The following is a 17,919-nucleotide window of genomic DNA, read 5'->3' as shown; positions in this document are numbered from 1 at the left end:
AAGGCCTGCCTTAGTCCGTGTAGACGTGAATCTGCTGCGTCTCTGGGTCGAAGACGATGGAACCGCCCTGGAACTTCACGCTGATTTCCTTGCCGTTGCCGGTGGGGTGCTCGTCGGACGTCGGCAAGCCTAGCTGCGCTGCGTTGTTGTCGGACGCCCAAGCCTTGGCGATTTCACCCACCAGAGCGTGTGTCCCGGTCTCCTCGGAGTAGAGCACCACTCCGTTCTGGAACAGCTGCGAGATTACCCCGGACGTCTCATCCGGGCCGCCCACGGCCAGGCCGAGGACCGGGCCGAAGTTGTTGAGCACCGTGGTCCACGATGTCTTGAGGCCCTCGTTCTTGCTCAACGCCAGCACCTTGGTCACGATGCCCGGAATCTTCTCCGCCGGCAGTCCGCCGACCTTCTGCTGCGGGTCGAACTCGGTTTCCGAGCGCTTGTGCATGATGGCAAAGACCGTCGCCGCCAGGCCCGCCACGGCGGTGATGGTGCTGACCGGGATTTCAGAATCGCCGATGGAGGACGTGGCCTCCTGGCGTGGGGTGTCCGCGGCACCGGTATCAACGGGGGCATCGGTGTTGGCATCCACGCTGTCCTCAACGTCGGACCAGTCTGTCGACGGTGCGCTTACTGAGCCCGACTTCTGCGCCAAGTACTTCTCGTGCGCCGCCTGGCGGATCTGCGGCCAGCGGGCGATGACGTACTGGCCCGGGCAGGCGGTGTAGTGAACGTCGCTGTGGCCGAAGAGACCGTAGACCGTGGCGGTGGAGCCGGCCGGGTATTTCGCGCCGCGGTATCCGCCCGAGCGCAGGGAGACGCGGGAGGCCGGGTCGACGCCGGAGATGGCGGCCTTCCAGCCGGCCAGGTCCGTGACGGAGTCGAGCATGGCGGAGGTGGGCTGAGCCTCCTCGTAGTTGCCAATCATGGAAATCCCCCAGGTGTTCTCGTTGAAGCCACCAATGTGGGCTCCCTGCACGGCCTTGTCCAGGCCGCCGTAACGGCCCTCATAGATGGTGCCGTACTTATCCACCAGGGCGTTGTAGCCGATGTCGCACCAGCCCAGGTTCTGCGCGTGGTAGGTGTAGGCGGCGCGGACCTGGGCGGCCGCCTGCGCGCGGGTGTAGTTGTTGGAGCCCGCGGTGTGGTGCAGCGCGATGGCCTTCACGCCGTCGTCGTAGTCGGCACCCTTGCAGCGCAGGTTTTCATCTGCGCCCCAGCCGGCACGGGAGACCACGCGCGGCATGCCGTCGGTGTCCGCGGCAGGGGCGATGGCCTCCCCGGCCTGGGCGTTGCCGTCCATGAACACGGCCTCCAGACCGTCGAGGCTGTTCAGGTCCGCGGCGTCTGCAACCGGGGCGATGTCGCCGACGTTCGAGGCGATCGGCGCCGGCAGCGGGTTCTCGGAGCGCTTCGCTGCGGCTTCGGCGGCGGCGAGGGAGGGGGCGTCGGCAAGCGCTGCGTCTTCGACAGGGGTCTCCGTGAACGAGTCATCCAGGTTGGAGCCGGTGACCAGGTCCACGTTGTTGACGGAGACCTGCACGTCGTTGGTATCGCCCACGAAGATGAGCTCGGTGCCGTTGGTGGCGGACGGGTCGTCGCTGGAGTATGCGTTCGCGTCTATGTCGTACCACTCGGACCAGGACCCATCTTGCTGCTTCGCGCGCACGAAGGCGGCGACGTCGCGCTGGCCCTTCCACGTCACGGCGAAGGAGGAGAAGGGATCGTCGCGGTGGAATTGTTTGACCGCGCGCGGGCCGGAGCCGTCGCCCTGGGCGGCGATGGCGGGGTCATCGACCATGACGGTCTCGCCGTCGCCGAAGGACTCGGATGCGGAGGCGACCTCGATGGGGCCGGAGCCCGTCTCCTGGGTTTCGAGGATGTCATGGCCGCTGATGGCCGCGGCGGCTACCACGGCGATGGAGGTCACGGCGGCGATGAGCGGGGTGGACCACGGCGATTTCGCGGGAACAAGACGACGTCGTAAGTGCACTGTTTCTCCCTAGGGTTTGCGCTGAGAGGCACAAAGAGTTAACTAACGGGACAGATGTTACGCCAGTGGCCAATGTTGTTGGAGGTGTGACACGCCCGCGCGTGTGGGCGTCGGTGGGCTCACGCGCGCTGCTTTAAGCTGGTGGCCATGACTGCATATGACCTCATTGTTGTTGGATCCGGATTCTTTGGCCTGACCGTGGCCGAGCGCGCAGCCTCCCAGCTGGGCAAGAAGGTGCTCATTGTGGAGCGTCGCGAACACCTCGGCGGCAACGCCTACTCGGAGGCCGAGCCAGAGACCGGCATTGAGGTCCACAAGTACGGCGCGCACCTCTTCCACACCTCGAACAAGCGCGTGTGGGACTACTGCAACCAGTTCACCGATTTCACCGACTACCAGCACCGCGTCTTTGCCATGCACGATGGCACGGCGTACCAGTTCCCCATGGGCCTGGGCCTGATTAACCAGTTCTTTGGCCGCTACTACTCCCCGGACGAGGCGCGCGAGCTCATCAAGGAGCAGGCCGGCGAGTTCGCTGTGGATGAGGCGCAGAACCTGGAGGAGAAGGCCATCGCGCTCATTGGCCGCCCGCTCTACGAGGCCTTCATTCGTGACTACACCGCCAAGCAGTGGCAGACCGACCCGAAGGAGCTGCCGGCCGGCAACATCACCCGCCTGCCGGTGCGCTACACCTTCAACAACCGCTACTTCAATGACACCTACGAGGGCCTGCCCGTCGACGGCTACGCGGCCTGGCTGGAGAAGATGGCGGAGCACGAGCTTATCGACGTCTCCCTCAACACCGACTGGTTCGACGTCCGGGAGGAGCTGCGCGCGGCCTCCCCGGAAGCCCCGGTGGTCTACACCGGTCCGCTGGACCGCTACTTCGACTTTGCCGAGGGTGAGCTGGGCTGGCGCACGCTGGACTTTGACCTGGAGGTTCTGGAGACCGGTGACTTCCAGGGCACCCCGGTGATGAACTACAACGATGCGGACGTGGATTACACCCGCATCCACGAGTTCCGCCACTTCCACCCGGAGCGGCAGGATAAATATCCTGCCAACAAAACCGTCATTATGAAGGAGTACTCGCGCTTCGCGGAGAAGGGTGATGAGCCGTACTACCCGATTAACACTCCGGAGGACCGCTCCAAGTTGGAGGCCTACCGCAAGCTCGCCGCCGCTGAGGCTCGCGAGAACCGGGTCCTCTTCGGCGGCCGCCTGGGCACCTACCAGTACCTAGACATGCACATGGCCATTGCCTCCGCGCTGAGCCTGTTCGATAACAAGCTGGCCCCCTATTTCCGTGATGGCCAAGCCATCACGCAGGAGCGCGGCCACTAGGCAGTTGCGCGCGGCCTGGACGGGTTAGTCCCCGTGGCGCGGTATGCTGAAACACCTCGATGGAAGGAGGTGACGGCATGGCCCAGCGCAAGAAGAAGCGCGCAGACCGCCGCATGTGGAAGATGTCCCCGGAGCGGCTTGAGGAGCACCTCAAGCTCCGCAGCCGCGCAACGCGGATACCGGATAAGAAGAAGGAACAATCCAAGAAGGCCTGCCGGAACACCCGGCGGGCCTTTGGCCTTTCTCTGGGAGGTTTCGCCAGCGCACGGGGCCGGGGCACCGCACAAAAAACTTGTCGGGTGCTCAATGATTGATTAAAGTTAACAGCAGGTTAACAATAGGCGAACAGAAAGTGAGTTTAGAGATGACTTCCCCTAATGCCCGCCGTTTCGATACGTTGCGCCACGACCTGCATGCCGATTATGGCCACGAGCACACCACGCAGGAGATTGACTCCTTCCTCGATGCCACGATCGAGCGGCACGAAGCTGGTGCAACCTTAGAAGAGTTTGTCCCCGTGATGGTGGAGCGCGAGGTGCGCGAGCATTTTGGCAGCCACCGCATCCACGTGCGTTTCTCGGCAGGTGCCGACCATGCGCTGGCGCAGGCCGCCGTGGCACTGACGAAGAAGTATGCCGGTAACGCGCTGCTGGTGGACGCCGCCGTAGCCCACCCGGAAAACGACCCTGACTCCCACATGGCCCACGTGCTCCAGGAGCGCGGCATGGCGGAGCACCCGGACCGCTACGTCGAGGACCTGCGTCTGGTGACTATCCCTGACTTCATTGTCTACCTCGGCCGCGAGATCCCGCGCGACGAGGCCGGCAAGGACGTCAAGATCTGGGACATCGCCACGGCAGAAACCGTGGAGGAGACCCGCGAGCTGGCCGATGACCTCGGCGCCCGCGTGCTCTACATGCTCAACCGCCTGGGCATCGATCCCATCTCGGAGGATGCCGCTGTCACGGCCTAAATCAGCTGGATAAAGACTTCCTCAACGCGGTCGACACTGCGCAGGGAATCTGGAAGGTTAAGGCCGGCATGGGCGATGACGTAGGCGTCGCGTATATCGGTCTTGGAGTTGCCGGCGTGGTGTCGCATTGCAAGCCCTGGTAGATAGCGAACATCTGCCCCCATGTCTTGGGCGACTGCGACGGTTAATCGGCCGATGTTGTTGGGCTGATCGACAATGACAAGGACCGAGGCGTTGTTGGCGAGGAATTGGCCGAAGAGCTTGCGTAGCGAGCCTTCATGCTGATTGATGCGTTTGGACAGGACTTGCCTGCCTTGGGGATCGAGGACGCAGGCGTGGTGGAAGTATTTGCCGACGTCTACGCCAATGACGAAGTCATAGGCCATGGGTGTATGCCTCCTAGCGATGAATTAGAAGTTGGACTATTTAAGCTTCATCGCTGGGGTTGTCGGACATGCTTGCGCTGGCATCCACATTACTGTGAGACCTCATACCACCTGGGCTGGGTCGGGTTCCTATTAGCAGTTTGAGGATGTCACTGTCTTCGGCGGCATCACCCCCGGATCATTTTCAGACAGGGGCGGGAATAAGCCATACCGAAGCCAGCGACTAGTTCCACTGTCCTTTCAGACGGAGGGACCGGAAATAAACATAACCAGCCCAATCGGGTGGACAGGCTATGAATCTTCGGTGCCCTGAGGTGGAACTGCTAACAACGTAATGGGGGGGAGCGGGGGCAAAGTCAATAATTCGAGTCTGGCATAAGTGGATAAGGATTGCCTAACCTAATACTGTTTCAAGTTATGTTCCGATCGGGAATCGGCAACGGAAGCGAGGCGGCGACGATGAACAGAAAACGTGGATCGACCAGAGAACCCCTCTCCGGAGGGGGAGTCGGGGACGCGGGCCCGGACGGGACGGGCGACGGTGACGCGGTGGCGTCGCAGACGGACGACGGGCGGTTGGTACACGTCGCACCGGTCGCAGCGGGTGGCCGACCATCCACCCGCGATATGCTCGTCGCCGCCGCGATCGGCGTCGCGGGGTCTCTCGTCGTCGTGCCCCTGACCTACCTGCAGGTGTTCGCCGGCATCGCCCACGTTTATCTCGTCGCGGCGACGCTCGGGTTGTGGTTCCTGCAGTGTGTCGTTCCCCTCATCGTCGTCCGCAAGCCTGGCGCGAGCCTCATTGCGTGCCTTGCCATGGGCGTCGTGTCCGCGGCGACCACCCCGTTCGGCGTCGCCGCGATCGGGGCGCTGATCATGGAAGGATTGCTCATCGAGCTTCCATTCATGGTCACCCTGTACCGGCGGTGGACGCGTACCCAGTTCGTGGCGTCGGCGATGTTGTTCTCCGCGCTGATGGGAACGATGGCCCCGCGCGCAGTTGGCGTCGACTCGCCGACCACGCCCATGACCCTGATCAGCTTCGCCATAGCCTTGGCATCGAGCTTGGTGTTTTTGGTCCTGGGCTTTGCCGTCGCAAAGGGGCTTCGCAGCCGCGGGGTCACCCGGTGACCGGCGGAGCACCCGCGTGCGCCGGTGCGACACGCGGGACGGCCCCGGCCCGGTTACGGGTTAGGGGCGCGGGCGTGCGGCACGCCGATGGGCGATGGGCACCCGACATGGTGGATCTCTCCTTCGATTTCGGCACGATAAACGCCATCACGGGACCCGTGGGATGCGGAAAGACGAGCCTGGCCCACCTCATCGCTGGACTGATTCCCTCGCACATCCCCATCGACCATGCCGGATTCGTGCACATCGTCGATGCCGACGGCACCGAACGCCCCGTGGACGGGGACCGGGTCACCTTCGTCGGGCAAGACCCGGCGACGCAGGTGCTCACGCTCCGAGTCGTAGATGACGTGGCCATGGCCCTCGAGTTTTCCCTCGTGGAAGCCGGTATCGTCGCCAAGCGATCAGCCGCGGCCCTATCAGAGCTCGGGCTGTCAGAGCTCGCGGAGAAGGATCCGTGGGCTTTGTCGGGCGGGCAACGCCAGCGGATGGCCATCGCCGGTGCGGTGGCCAGGGCGCCGGAGGTCATGATCTTCGACGAGCCCGCGGCCCACGTCGACGAGGACGGTCGCCGGTCGCTGTTCGCCGCCATCCGTGATTTGCGGGCCCCGGGGCGCGTCATCCTGCTCATCGAGCACGACCTCCGCCCGTTCGACGGGTGGGTCGACACGGTGACGATCCTCGATGCGGACGGGAGCGTCGCCGCCCACGGAGCGCCGGATGGCATCGCGGTGAAGGGCATTGCGACGACGGCCGCGACCGCCGGAACGCCGGACGCCAGTACGCCGGGCACGGGGGTGCCGGACCGTCCCAATCCGGAATCGGAGGCGGAGGCCGTTCCACTGCTGGCCTTGACCGGAACCCACGTGGCCCGAGGCGGGGAGAGGATCCTGAACGGGGCCGATCTGACACTGGAGCGGGGCGAGATTCATGCCCTAGTCGGTGCCAACGGAGCCGGTAAGTCCACCTTGCTGGCGGTGCTGTCGGGCCAGATGAAGGCGGGAGCGGACCTCCGGATTGACGGCGCGTCCGCCCGGCGCGTCCCCGACGCCTTCGCGTCGTTGGCGTTCCAGAACCCCGAGCACCAGTTCACCCGCGCGACCGTCGCCGCGGAAATTGACTCCGCGCTGGCCGGCACGGACCCGCACGGACCACTCGGCGCCGATGAGCTGCGGAAACTGCGGGAAGCCTTGTGCCCCCGGGCACTTGACCCCGTCTCGCCGTTCGTCCTGTCGGGCGGACAGAAAAGACGGTTGGGCATCTTCCTGGCGGTGGCGGCCAATCGCCGTTTGCTGCTTCTCGACGAGCCGTTGGCGCATCTGGATTCGCCGAGCTCGCGCATCGTACTGGATGCCCTAGCGGAATACGCAGGGGCCGGCGGAACCGTTGTGTTCACGTGCCACGACCGCCGTGCTGCGCGAACGTGGGCGGATCGGGCGAGCATCGTCGCCGAAGGGAAGGTCGCCTGGTCCGGTCCCGCAGCCGACGTGCCGGCTTCCCCGGAGTCGTCCCGGCGGGATCGCGCACTGCCCGCGGCCGGCGCACGGACGTCCTTGGACGAAAGCCCCTGGACCAGTGGATCCGCCGCTCGAAGGCGCGCGGGGTTGAACGCCATCACGATTGTCGCGGCGGTGATGCTCGTCCTCGTCGCCGGGCTGCTCTCCGGCGGAGACGCCGTTCTCGCTCTGACGGGGGTCGCGTTCCTCGCACTCGCTGCGATCGCGGAACGTGACGTTCGGGCGACGGCGGGGAAGGTCCTCCTCGTCCTGTTAATCGGGGTGTTCTTCGGCCTGCTCGGGTGGCGCTCCGAGTTCTACGGCAGTGGGGATCCGGCGGAGGCTGTCCGCCACGGCATCCATCACGGACTGCTACTGACGGCCGTGTTTGCGGGGACGGTCCTGGTCTCCGCGTGTATGCGCGTCGAGGAGCTTTTCGACGCCATGGTACAACGCCTCCGGGTGCCCTACACATGGTGCACCATAGCGATTTCCGGGGTGAGCATCGCGGCGTTCCTGCGCAGCGAAATCCCCCAGCTGACATGGGCGATTAGATTGCGCTCGATGCGACCGGGGCAGTCTTTCCGCTCCGGCTTCATTCGCGCGACGACGCCCGCGCGCATCGCCTTTCCCCTGTTCGTCAGCGCCGTGCGCTGCGCCGAAAAGCTGTCCCTGACCCTGGTGATGCGCAACTTCGGCCGCCATCCGGGGCGTACCTTCCGCACCGATCACCCCTGGCGAGTGCGTGACGGTTTCGCGGCCGCAGCGTCCGCCGCGGCCTTCGTTGCGGCCCTTGTGTCCGCAGTGACTTGACGGGCACCCGGAACCGGCGGGCCCCGAGCCCGCGAGCGTTTCCGAGCCTGTACGGAGACGCGCCCCACCCAGTTGCTTCAACCCTTCAGACACATCCTCCGGGTCGCGCCATGCGGGCCCGGTCCGCCCGGCACCGGCATGGCGCCGACAACCGAAAGAGGTACCAGTGAACACGATCCGGACCATCAGCGACGTGCTTCGGGACAAGGCCGATGAGACGAAGAAGGGGATCACCTTCGTCGAGAATCGGCGGGACGTCCTCGTCCCGTACGGCCGGGTCCATGCGGAGGCGGTGGCGGCTGCGACTCGGTTGGCCGAAGCCGGCATCGGCCCGTTCGAGGTGCATGCAGACTCACTCGCCCGTGCTTGCATCGACTCAGGCACCGGGTACATCGACGTCAACGATTCGATCGACGCCCGCCGCGCAATCATGGCCCTCGACGGGGATGCTCGGCGGGAGGGGGTTCCCGTGCTCACCGGGTTCGGCCTGTGCCCGGGCTTGTCGACGGCCCTGTTGATGCTCGGGGCCTGCGCTGCGGGGACCGAAGAGGTCCGCGATGTGCGGGTCGATCTGCGAATTGGCGCCGACCAGGAATCCGGGGCCGCGTCGGTCGAGTCGATGTTCCGGACCATTCGCGGCGGATACCGCGCGATGCTCGGCGGCGCCATCGTCGAAGTGCGGCGCAACCTGGTGTCGTCGCAAAGCGGAATCGGCTACGAATGCCCGGACATCGACGTCGTACGCGGGGTGTGCCCCTCGATCCTCGGATTTTCCTATCACGTCGCCTTCGATGCTCTCCCCGATGAGTCGGTGGAGAAGATCCGCACGTCGAGACTGTACGCGATGCCCGTCGTCTCCGGTCTGCTCGCCCGTCTCGGGGCGGCCGTGACGTCGCGGAAGGCGCGGGCGAACGGCACTCCGCAACCCGCCGAGCTGGTCATCGCACTGTCCTCCGCCGGCGCGGGCGATGCGGGGTCGGCGGCCGAGACAACCGTCGTCCGGGCAACTGGCCCGGGTTCCTACAAAATGACCGCGGCCATTGCCGCCACCGTTGCGTCGGTCGCGGGGAAGCCGGTCGCGCCGGGGTGCCGGGATCTCGTCAGCCACCCCCGGCTCCTCGAACCGGTCCTCGCCTTCGCCCGCGATGCAGGCATCCATATCGAAACGCCGCATGACAACCCGACCACGGGGCCACTGCCGGCAGCGGCCCACTGCGACACCAAAGAAAAGGAGAAACGATGACGGATCAAGCTGAACGGGGTGCGGCGATCGTCGTCCGCGACCTCACGAAGAGCTACCCGATTGCGGGCACAGCCGGCACCGCGCCCGAAGGCGGGGCAGGTGCTCCGCCGGACGGCGGGCGCAAGGGAAAGCGCGGCGCCCGGATGCGCAAGCATGTGCTCGACGGCGTGAGTTTCACCGTGCCCGCCGGGTCGATCGTGTCGTTCCTTGGCCACAACGGCGCAGGCAAGACCACCCTCATCCGAATCCTGTCGACGCTCATCACCGCAGACTCCGGCGAGGTGAGCATCTTCTCGCGCGATGTGAAAGAGGATCCGGCGGGCGTGCGCGCCGCCATTGCCACCACCGGCCAATTCGCGGCGATCGACGAGAACCTCACCGGCCGGGAGAACCTGGAGTTCTTCGGGCGTCTGCGCGGACTCGACCGCGCCGACGCGGCCGCCCGCGCGACGGAACTGCTCGCGCAATTCTCGCTCGCGGACAGTGCCTCGACGCTGGCGTCGGCCTATTCGGGTGGCATGCGGCGCCGCCTCGACATCGCCGCGTCGCTGTGCGTCGTGCCCAGGTTGCTGTTCCTCGACGAACCCACGACGGGGCTGGACCCGGTCAGCCGCGAAGAGTTGTGGGGCTTCATCCGGCAATTGCGGGACGACGGAATGACCCTGGTGCTGACCACCCAGTACCTGGAAGAGGCGGAGGCGCTGGCAGACCACGTCCATCTGCTCAAGGACCGCCGCATCGTCGCCAGCGGAACGCCGGAGGAATTGCGCCGCGACTTCGGGTCGCACGTGCTCCGCGTGTCCTTTGCCACCACCGCCGAGGCGGAGGCGTTCGCCCGCTGCCTCGGAGGAACGTGCCTGGACGGCGCCCGCGTCGCGGGGAAGTCGGTGTCCCTCGACGTCGACCCCGGACCGCAGGTCCTCGAGGCGGTGGCGCAGGCGATGGAGGCCTCGGACGCGTTGCCGGATTCGCTGAGCGTGTCGCCGCCCACCCTCAACGAGGTATTCATATCGATGAACGCAGGGGGTGCGGCGCGATGAGTGCGACGTCGGTCGCGGCGTTCCTCCGTCGGGATCTGCTGCTGTTGCGACGCAACACCGCGTCGCTGATCTCCATGTTCGTCGTTCCTCCCCTCTTCCTGCTGTGCCTGTACGCGGTGTTTGGGTACTCGGCAGGGCAATCCGGCTTCGGGTACCTGCGTTTCGTGCTCGGCGGCTGCCTGTTCCAGGCGGCGATGTTCACCGCCGCGGCGTCGGCGATGGCGGTGGGACAGGACGTCGAATCCGGGCTCGTTGACCGCGTGCGCGTGTTGCCCGGGGCCACAGGCGGCTATGTCGCCGGCAGGCTCGCCACCGATGTGCTGCGGATGTCCGCGTCGATCGCGGCGCTGCTGGTCGTCGCGTGGTCCTGCGGCCTCGACATGGCTCTCGGTGACGTCGCGTGGACAGTCCTGTGGTCACTGCTCGCCGCCGCGGTCCTGTCCCTGGTCACGGACGGGGTGATCCTGATGGTGCCCGCCCCGGTGTCGACAGCCTCATCGATCCAGGCGCTGGAAATGCTGCTGCTCATGTTCTCCACCGCGTTCATTCCGGCGACCGCTTTGGACGGCTCCCTGCGCGACGTCGTACGTCACATGCCGTTTTCGCCGATCATCGAGGTGATCAGGGCGGCGTCCCCGGATGCCTTCCCGGATAGTGCCGGGGAAGAGGCCGCCCTGTGGCTCGGTGTCGCGGCGGTCGCCGGAATCGTCTTGTTCATCCGCCGGTTCACCTTGAGGAGCGAATCATGATCGACGCCATTTTCGTGCATCTGCGGCGCATCGTCCACACTTGGCTGCGGCGCCCTGACTTCTGGTTCATGACGTTCATTGCTCCGCTCGTGTACCTGTTCATCGTCAACCGCATGTTCGGTGGCCTGGTCAGGCAGCTCACCGGAGAGTTCGAACTCCCGAACGCGGTCATCCTGGTCGTGACGACGTGGGCGTTCATCTTGGCCATCACGGGATCGTCCACTGTGTTCGTTGAACGCAGCAATGGCCTCCACGAGCGGTTGATCACCATGCCGGCACCGTACGCGGCCGTGCCGACCGCACGGATCATCGCCGAGTTTATCCGGATCATGGCGATGACGGTCGTCGTCGCGGCGGTGGCCGCCTTGCTTTCCGACAGCCCCCCTGAGGTGTCCTGGTGGTGGAGGATCACGGTGACCGGCGCGATGGTTGCCGCGGCGGCCGCATGCACCGGCACGTACATCGCGTTCTCCATCACCAGCCCCCAGGGATCCGTGGCCCTCATCCCGTTAATCATCGTTGCGATGTTCGTCAACACGGTGCTCATGCCCGCCGACCACTTCCGTCCCCTCCTGCGCGGAATCGCCGGGCACACCCCCGTATCCGCGGCCGGCGAGGCCGTCAACGGCACCGGGGCTGCGGGTCTGGTGGTCTGCGCGGCCTGGTTCTTTGGTATCGCTGTGCTCGCGGCGTGGGGCATCGCCGTGAAAACGAGGCCGGGGGAGTCTGCATGACGGCCCGCGAATCCGAGCATCTAACCCGAAACCGCCGCGTGGACGCGGCCCACACACCCGGAGACAGAACCAGATGAAGTCGATCGCCCAGATCGTCCAGAACAACCGCAGGCTCCTCGCGGCCTACGAGGACAAGGTCCAGCCGAGGTTCCTAAGCCGCTATGCGCGCGAACCGATGGACGCCGCCGCCGTGTACCGGAAGCTCCGTGCGCTGGATCCCGGGCCGGATGCGCCGGCCCGGGTCCTCGACCTCGGTTGTGGAACCGGGTGGCTCGCCCGCACGCTCGCCGCTGAGTCTCGCTATCGCAGGGCGAACATCGTCGGCTACGACCTGTCGCCCAATGCGATCCGCATCGCCCGCGAACGCGCCGCCGCCGACGGGCTCGGGGCCCGGACGGAATTCCACGTTGCCGACATCCTCACGCCGCTCGCGGGAGAGCCCGGCGGGGCCTGTGAAAGCTGGGTGTGTGGCGCGCTCCACCAAATGAAGGATGCGGGAGCCGCGCTCGGCAGGGTCTCCGGGCTGCTCGCCGACGGCGGCATCGCTTACGTGCAGACGTTCGTCGAGGATCCCGACGTGAACGAGCGGGTCGACATGGTCGTCATGGCGAAGATGGGCCACCGGGTGTTCCGGGGCAGCGAGCTCGAGGACCTCGCCGAAGCCAACGGGCTGAAGCTGGACGGAGCCTCACGCGCCGGCATGGTGTATTTCTGCACTCTCGCGAAGAAAAGCGCGATCGGGGAGGCGGGGAAGTGAGCGCCGTGGACGGGACCGTCGGCCCGTGGTCGCTGCTCGCCCCGATCCGGACCCGGATGCGTGCGGTGGTCGCGTTGTCCGTCCTGTCGTCGGTGGCTACCGTCGCTTCGCTGGTCGGCATCATCGACATCGCGATGACGTACCCGGAGGCCCCGGTGCATCGGACGTGGTTGGCCGTGGTTGTCATCGTCGTCGCCGCGACGGTGCGAATGGCTGCGGACGGCGCCGCCGGCATGCTCTCGCACCGGGCGGATAACGACCTGCAGCTCTACCTCCGGCGCCGGTTGGTTGCCCATATCCGGAAGCTGCCGCTGGGTTGGCTGGACGCCCGGCGCTCGTCGGGGATCATCGGGTCGGTTGAGAAGGACGTCGCGGCCGTCCACCAGCTCATGGGCCACACCGTCGGCGAGACCGTGGTGGCGGTGCTGGTTCCCCTGCTTTCCCTCATTGCGCTCGTCGCGGTCGATTGGCGGATCGCGGCGGTGGCGGTCGTCCCGGTGCTGGTCACCTTCGCCCTGATGGGCGTGATGATTTCGCGCGGAGCCGGTCTTCAGCGCGACTACGAACGAGCCTCTGAAAAAGTGACGGCTGCGGTCATCGAGTTGGTGCGCGGCATCCCGGTGATGAAGTCCTTCGGACGCGCCAGCCAGGGCGCGGGCCGCTACGATGCCGCGGCGTCGTCGTTCGTCCGCGCGTGGTCCGCCTGGTCCCGGCAGTCGAACATCTATCTCGGGCTCATCGACGTGGTGACGTCCCCGATCACGGTCCTCGCAGTGGTGTGCGGCGCCGGCCTCGCTTTGAGGGACACCGCGGGCGGCAAACCGGAGGGGCTCGTCGCCGGGCTGGTTCTCGGCCTTGGACTCTCCGCGGCGATCGTGAGGGTGGCTATGAACTCCGAACCCATCATCGCGGGGATCACCGCCCTGAAGTCCATCGCGGAGGTGCTGGGCACGCCGCCGATCACCGAGTCCGCCGAGCCGGTGCCCGTGCACGGAGGCGCGCTCGAGGTTCGGAACCTGGTCTTCTCCTACGGGGATGGGCCGCGGGTCCTCGACGGGATGTCCGCGACGTTCGAACCGGGGACCCTCACGGCGCTGGTGGGGTCCTCCGGTTCCGGAAAGTCCACCGTCGCCCGGCTGTTGGCGCGTTTCCACGACCCTGTCGAAGGCTCGGTGCTGCTGGGCGGCGACGATCTTCGCGACATCGCCGTGCGCGACGTGCACCGTTCGGTGTCGGTGGTGTTCCAGGATCCGCAGTTGCTCACCCTGCCCTTGCGGGAGAACATCCGGCTGGCCAGGAGAGACGCCACCGACGGCGAAATCATGGCGGCCGCGAAGCTCGCGAACCTCGATACGGTCATCGCGGCGCTGCCGAAGGGCCTGGATTCGGTGGTCAACGTCGACGTGACCTTTTCCGGTGGTGAGGCGCAGCGCGTGGCCATCGCGAGGTCGATTGTCACGGACGCGCCGGTGCTCATCTTCGACGAGGCAACCGCTTACGCGGATCCGGCTTCCGAGGCCCTCATTCAGTCCGCAATCGAGCGTTTGGCTCGTTCGCGGACGGTGATCGTGATTGCGCACAGATTGAGCACGATCCGCAACGCCGACCGCATCCTCGTTCTCGATGGGGGAGCGGTCGCGGAGGCGGGCACCCACGACGAGTTGCTTGCGCGCGGTGGCCGCTACCGGGATCTGTGGCGCGCGTTCGCGCTCGACGACGAACCATCCGCCCCGCGGGGCACTGAAGCAGACGATGAAAAGGCAGGGAACCGATGATCCGGGACTTGTGGTCGATGACGGATCGGCGCTCGAAGATGACGCTGGCGTGGCTCATTGCGTTGGCCGCGCTTGCCGCGCTGGCACAGGGAGCGGCGTTCGTCGCGCTGCTGCCGCTGCTGTCGGCTCTGGCCGTGGGAGATGATGCGACGGCGTGGCGTTTCACCGGCGTCATCGCCGGCCTCGCGGCCGCCCATGCGGTGCTGTCCCTCGCCGCGGGGACGGTCGGCAGGGCGAATTCCGCAGCGGTGCTGTCGTCCCTGCTGCGTTCCCTGGGCGAACGCGTGCTGACGTTGCCACTCGGGTACGTCACCAAGTCCACGGCCGGCCGCTTTTCGGAGATGGCGTCTTCGGGCATAGCGTTCGCGGCGTCCGTGCCGCACGTGATCCTGCGGCCCGTCATCGCTGCTGTGGTTGCGCCGACCGTCATCGCTCTCGGAATTCTGGCGGTGGATTGGCGCGTCGGGTTGGTTCTCGTCGCGTCGGCGCCGGTGCTCTTCTTCGCCTACCGGGCCATTGGCCGAGTCGGCGGGGAGTCGGACGAAGCGCATGCTGATGCCGTCGCTGCCGTCTCCGGCAGGCTGATCGAGTTCACCCGCGGCCAGCAGGCGATTCGCGCCGCGGGCGACGGTTCGGCGGCGGATGCGATGGTGGATGAGGCGATCCGGGCCCAACACGATGCGTTCGCGAAGGCGACGTCGACGCAGGGGGCGGCCATCGGACGGTTGGGTTCGGTCGTCCATGCGGTGTTCACAGCGGCGGTGATCGTCGCCGTGGCAGTCGCCGCGACGGGTGGGATGGCGCCGACGCATTTGGCGCCGATGCTCATCGTGCTCGTCCAGTTCACCGGACCGATCACCACGGCGGGAGCGTTGTCCGGCGGGTTCGGTGCGGGCCGCAACACGTTGGCTGCGTTGCGTGACCTGCGGGCAATCCCCGTCCTTCCCGAACCTGCCGCACCGGAGCTGCCCGACGGGCATGACGTGGAGTTCCGCGACGTGAGCTTCGGGTACGGGGATAAGAAGGTTCTCGACGGCGTCAGCTTCCGTGCACCTCAGGGAGCACTGGTTGCCGTAGTGGGACCGTCGGGGGCGGGCAAGACGACGGTCATGCGGCTGCTGTCGCGGTTTCATGATCCGGACTCGGGGGAGATCCTCATTGGCGGGGTGCCCTTGCCTCGGATCGGCACCGACGGTGTGAACTCGCTGGTGACCCCGGTGTTCCAGGAGACATTCCTTTTCGACGCGTCCGTGCGGGACAACGTGGTCTTCGCCGACCCCGGATTCGGTTCCAGGCCCGGTGACGGGGACCGCTTGCGCGAGGCCGTCCGGCGTTCCGGGGTGGACCGCATCGTGGAGCTGCTGCCTTCCGGGTGGGATAACCCGGTGGGGGAGGAGGGGACGCTGCTGTCGGGAGGCGAGCGGCAGCGCGTCGCCATCGCCCGGGCGCTTCTGAAGGATTCCCCGGTGGTGCTTTTCGACGAGCCGACGTCCTCGCTGGATGCGGCCACTGAGCGGGCGATTGTCGGCACGATGGAAGCGTTGCGCGGCGATCACACCGTGATCGTCGTCGCCCATCGCCTGCACACCGTCCGCGATGCCGACCTCATCGTCGTGCTTTCGGAGGACGGGACGGTCGCAGAACGGGGCACGCACGATGAATTGCTGGCGAAGGGCGGCCGCTACGCCGAGTCGTGGACGTGCCGGACGGGAGGCTCCCCGGGCGCCTGATCCTCGTCCGTCGAGGACTATCGCTCCGGTCCGGTACCGGTGCAGTGGTCCCGCCACGCCGTCCCGGTCAGCGGGTCCTCGACGATGCCCTGGGCGACAGGGGCGTAATTGAAGCCGTAGTGCTCGGTGCGGTGGGCGGGGCACACGTCTTGGGCGGTGATGTTGGTGACGCCGGGTTCCCGCACGAAGGAGTTTTAGTGGGGGAGCACGGCATTGTCGTGCCGCGTGCCCAGGAAGGTGTACCGCACGCCCGGTCGAGTGATGTCGCCGATGGTCAGCTCATTCAGCAGCATGGAACCGGAGATCTGCTGTTCCCAGGCAAGCGCGTTCGTTTTGCCGGCGTTTCGGGAGTATCCGTGGCGCATCTCGGGGTGGACGTCAAAGCGATCGGCTGCGCTGTGCACCCGGGGCCCGTGGTTCGAGGCACCGGTACCGATGAGCTGTTCGACGACCCGGTCCCGGGAATGAGGATGACGGGCAATTCACCGTCCCGGGGCGGCACCGGAAGTCGTTGGCGCCGGGGGCACCAGACCGGGCTTGGCCATGGACAGGGCTCGGGCGGCCGCGGGTGAGGTTTGCCGGCGGCCGGGCCACCGGTCGGGAAACCGCCGTCCGACAGCGACGAGGGGATTCTCGTCACCTCGTCGGGGGTGTTCCTATATAGGTTGTCAACTCCGCGGGTGGGCAGTCGAACAGTGCTTTTTGTAGTTGTCTCTCTTGAAAGGTTATTGGCGTCTTTTTCGAAGATTGCTGCGGGTGTTTCAATAGTTGGTGCTCTTTCGGCCGAGCTTCATTCAGCGACAAAGGCGATAGTTCTCCCGTTGTGCTACGTGCTTGGCATTCCCGCTATTGTGTTGTCGGTTTCCCAGACAGAGGTGCTGGTATTAGAGCAGTTTGGCCAGGGCATTCAAGACTGGGATTTTCTTATCATCTTTGGTCTTCCCTTGCTATTCGTTGGATTGCTATCTGTTTTTCTTTTTTCGCGGGGGTGGACCAGATTAAAGTCACCACTGAGCGGCTCGCGCGAATTGGTGTTGCAACTCCGATGATCAATGTCGCACGGTTCATCGGCTTGCCTTTTTGCTACTTGACTTTGTCAATGGCCTTGTCGGTAGTTTTCGCTGTGCTGAGTTCTACATTGCATCTGGCTATCCTTGGTTCCTCATTGGGGCATGTGATGGCGGGGATTTCTCTGAAGGTTTCGTTTTCCCTTGCTGGCGTTCTTTTTGCAGCATTTCTTGTTTGTACCGGCGTTTATCTCACTTGGGGAGCAGTTGGGAAGAGGTTCGCTAAAGTCGACTCTTTGAGCTGACTGAAATAGGAAGAAAGACACTCTGATCATGTGTTGCTATGAGGAGTATCCTTCTTATTGTACAGAGTTAATAGTTGTCAGTTAGCGAAAAATTAGTCAGTATTGTTCTCTACTTTCTCAATCTCCCTCCGATTCGACACTCTCTTGAGCCTCTGACAATTGCGGCCATGAGTTCGTAACCATCGAGGTCGATTTCCTTTTGGCGCCGCACGAAGTCGGCAAGGACATCAAGATTTGGGATATCGCTACGGTAGAAACCGTAGAGGAGACCCGCGAGCTGGCTGAGAGACCTCGGCGCCCGCGTGCTTTACATGCTCAACCGCCTGGGCATCGAGCCCATCGAGGAGCATGCCGCCGTCACGGCTTAGCTTTCCGCCGCGTGGGATCTCAGTGCTGTCCCGACAAACCACTATTCTGGGTTTCTGAATACTGTCGAAAACCGTGTG

16 protein-coding genes and 2 pseudogenes are annotated in these 17,919 nt (G+C 65.4%); 14 read left to right on the top strand and 4 right to left on the bottom strand.

Features of this window, described 5'->3' with window-relative positions; all coding sequences use genetic code 11:
- Nucleotides 1–10 precede the first annotated feature (10 nt).
- On the bottom strand, nt 11–1,990 hold the full coding sequence (locus tag ACLI1P_RS12265) for an N-acetylmuramoyl-L-alanine amidase (RefSeq protein ID WP_411709014.1): 1,980 nt from the start codon (nt 1,988–1,990) through the stop codon (nt 11–13).
- A 147-nt stretch (nt 1,991–2,137) separates the two neighbouring features.
- Here ACLI1P_RS12265 and glf point away from each other — a divergent pair, with 147 nt between their 5' ends.
- From glf to ACLI1P_RS12250, 3 genes are all read left to right on the top strand, one after another.
- Nucleotides 2,138–3,334, top strand: a complete 1,197-nt coding sequence (gene glf, locus ACLI1P_RS12260) for a UDP-galactopyranose mutase (RefSeq protein ID WP_411709013.1) — start codon at nt 2,138–2,140, stop codon at nt 3,332–3,334.
- 77 nt (nt 3,335–3,411) lie between these two features.
- Nucleotides 3,412–3,648: a hypothetical protein gene (locus ACLI1P_RS12255; protein ID WP_408929727.1), complete on the top strand. Its 237-nt coding sequence runs from the start codon at nt 3,412–3,414 to the stop codon at nt 3,646–3,648.
- A 50-nt stretch (nt 3,649–3,698) separates the two neighbouring features.
- Nucleotides 3,699–4,307, top strand: coding sequence for a three-helix bundle dimerization domain-containing protein (locus tag ACLI1P_RS12250; protein WP_306508374.1), 609 nt, complete (start codon nt 3,699–3,701; stop codon nt 4,305–4,307).
- A 2-nt stretch (nt 4,308–4,309) separates the two neighbouring features.
- Here the strand turns inward: ACLI1P_RS12250 and ACLI1P_RS12245 are convergent.
- Nucleotides 4,310–4,693, bottom strand: a pseudogene (locus ACLI1P_RS12245) (IS110 family transposase); the annotation flags it as partial.
- Nucleotides 4,694–5,320: 627 nt separating this feature from the next.
- Here ACLI1P_RS12245 and ACLI1P_RS12240 point away from each other — a divergent pair.
- The 9 genes from ACLI1P_RS12240 to ACLI1P_RS12200 all read left to right on the top strand — a co-directional run bounded on the left by ACLI1P_RS12240 (nt 5,321) and on the right by ACLI1P_RS12200 (nt 16,161).
- Nucleotides 5,321–5,824: an ECF transporter S component gene (locus ACLI1P_RS12240; protein ID WP_408929726.1), complete on the top strand. Its 504-nt coding sequence runs from the start codon at nt 5,321–5,323 to the stop codon at nt 5,822–5,824.
- 107 nt (nt 5,825–5,931) lie between these two features.
- A complete protein-coding gene (locus tag ACLI1P_RS12235; RefSeq protein WP_411709012.1) occupies nt 5,932–8,133 on the top strand; it encodes an ATP-binding cassette domain-containing protein in 2,202 nt (733 codons plus the stop codon).
- A gap of 166 nt (nt 8,134–8,299) precedes the next feature.
- On the top strand, nt 8,300–9,376 hold the full coding sequence (locus tag ACLI1P_RS12230; RefSeq protein WP_257157145.1) for a saccharopine dehydrogenase: 1,077 nt from the start codon (nt 8,300–8,302) through the stop codon (nt 9,374–9,376).
- Nucleotides 9,373–10,416 (top strand): ATP-binding cassette domain-containing protein, encoded by a 1,044-nt coding sequence (locus ACLI1P_RS12225; RefSeq protein ID WP_239180856.1) that lies wholly within the window; start codon nt 9,373–9,375, stop codon nt 10,414–10,416. The genes ACLI1P_RS12230 and ACLI1P_RS12225 overlap by 4 nt, the downstream gene beginning before the upstream one ends.
- Complete coding sequence (locus ACLI1P_RS12220; RefSeq protein ID WP_095279056.1) at nt 10,413–11,165, top strand: ABC transporter permease; 753 nt, start codon at nt 10,413–10,415, stop codon at nt 11,163–11,165. Before ACLI1P_RS12225 ends, ACLI1P_RS12220 begins: the two co-directional genes overlap by 4 nt.
- On the top strand, nt 11,162–11,899 hold the full coding sequence (locus tag ACLI1P_RS12215; protein ID WP_095534860.1) for an ABC transporter permease: 738 nt from the start codon (nt 11,162–11,164) through the stop codon (nt 11,897–11,899). Before ACLI1P_RS12220 ends, ACLI1P_RS12215 begins: the two co-directional genes overlap by 4 nt.
- Before the next feature lie 73 nt (nt 11,900–11,972).
- Nucleotides 11,973–12,656, top strand: coding sequence for a class I SAM-dependent methyltransferase (locus tag ACLI1P_RS12210; protein ID WP_411709011.1), 684 nt, complete (start codon nt 11,973–11,975; stop codon nt 12,654–12,656).
- Nucleotides 12,653–14,431 (top strand): ABC transporter ATP-binding protein, encoded by a 1,779-nt coding sequence (locus tag ACLI1P_RS12205; RefSeq protein ID WP_239180850.1) that lies wholly within the window; start codon nt 12,653–12,655, stop codon nt 14,429–14,431. The genes ACLI1P_RS12210 and ACLI1P_RS12205 overlap by 4 nt, the downstream gene beginning before the upstream one ends.
- A complete protein-coding gene (locus ACLI1P_RS12200; RefSeq protein WP_411709010.1) occupies nt 14,428–16,161 on the top strand; it encodes an ABC transporter ATP-binding protein in 1,734 nt (577 codons plus the stop codon). The genes ACLI1P_RS12205 and ACLI1P_RS12200 overlap by 4 nt, the downstream gene beginning before the upstream one ends.
- Before the next feature lie 17 nt (nt 16,162–16,178).
- Here ACLI1P_RS12200 and ACLI1P_RS12195 read toward each other — a convergent pair whose 3' ends face one another.
- Nucleotides 16,179–16,346 carry a hypothetical protein gene (locus ACLI1P_RS12195; protein WP_408932381.1) on the bottom strand — a complete coding sequence of 56 codons (168 nt, stop codon included), beginning with the start codon at nt 16,344–16,346 and terminating at the stop codon, nt 16,179–16,181.
- A 9-nt stretch (nt 16,347–16,355) separates the two neighbouring features.
- A complete protein-coding gene (locus tag ACLI1P_RS12190; protein WP_408932382.1) occupies nt 16,356–16,565 on the bottom strand; it encodes a hypothetical protein in 210 nt (69 codons plus the stop codon).
- A 291-nt stretch (nt 16,566–16,856) separates the two neighbouring features.
- Here ACLI1P_RS12190 and ACLI1P_RS12185 point away from each other — a divergent pair, with 291 nt between their 5' ends.
- Together ACLI1P_RS12185 and ACLI1P_RS12180 are read left to right on the top strand one after the other, a co-directional pair.
- A complete protein-coding gene (locus ACLI1P_RS12185) occupies nt 16,857–17,210 on the top strand; it encodes a hypothetical protein (protein WP_408932383.1) in 354 nt (117 codons plus the stop codon).
- Nucleotides 17,211–17,684: 474 nt separating this feature from the next.
- A pseudogene (locus ACLI1P_RS12180) lies at nt 17,685–17,841 on the top strand (protein tyrosine phosphatase); the annotation flags it as partial.
- Nucleotides 17,842–17,919: the final 78 nt, after the last annotated feature.

The sequence above is a fragment of the Corynebacterium tardum genome, assembly GCF_046717785.1.
Classification (GTDB): Bacteria; Actinomycetota; Actinomycetes; order Mycobacteriales; family Mycobacteriaceae; genus Corynebacterium.
This window is presented reverse-complemented; position numbering and strand designations above follow the sequence as displayed.

Coding starts and splice junctions, on each gene's coding strand:
- ACLI1P_RS12235 (WP_411709012.1), top strand. CDS start 5,932: ATGGTGGATCTCTCCTTCGATTTCGGCACGATAAACGCCATCACGGGA.
- ACLI1P_RS12240 (WP_408929726.1), top strand. CDS start 5,321: ATGCTCGTCGCCGCCGCGATCGGCGTCGCGGGGTCTCTCGTCGTCGTG.
- ACLI1P_RS12225 (WP_239180856.1), top strand. CDS start 9,373: ATGACGGATCAAGCTGAACGGGGTGCGGCGATCGTCGTCCGCGACCTC.
- ACLI1P_RS12250 (WP_306508374.1), top strand. CDS start 3,699: ATGACTTCCCCTAATGCCCGCCGTTTCGATACGTTGCGCCACGACCTG.
- glf (WP_411709013.1), top strand. CDS start 2,138: ATGACTGCATATGACCTCATTGTTGTTGGATCCGGATTCTTTGGCCTG.
- ACLI1P_RS12215 (WP_095534860.1), top strand. CDS start 11,162: ATGATCGACGCCATTTTCGTGCATCTGCGGCGCATCGTCCACACTTGG.
- ACLI1P_RS12200 (WP_411709010.1), top strand. CDS start 14,428: ATGATCCGGGACTTGTGGTCGATGACGGATCGGCGCTCGAAGATGACG.
- ACLI1P_RS12210 (WP_411709011.1), top strand. CDS start 11,973: ATGAAGTCGATCGCCCAGATCGTCCAGAACAACCGCAGGCTCCTCGCG.
- ACLI1P_RS12255 (WP_408929727.1), top strand. CDS start 3,412: ATGGCCCAGCGCAAGAAGAAGCGCGCAGACCGCCGCATGTGGAAGATG.
- ACLI1P_RS12220 (WP_095279056.1), top strand. CDS start 10,413: ATGAGTGCGACGTCGGTCGCGGCGTTCCTCCGTCGGGATCTGCTGCTG.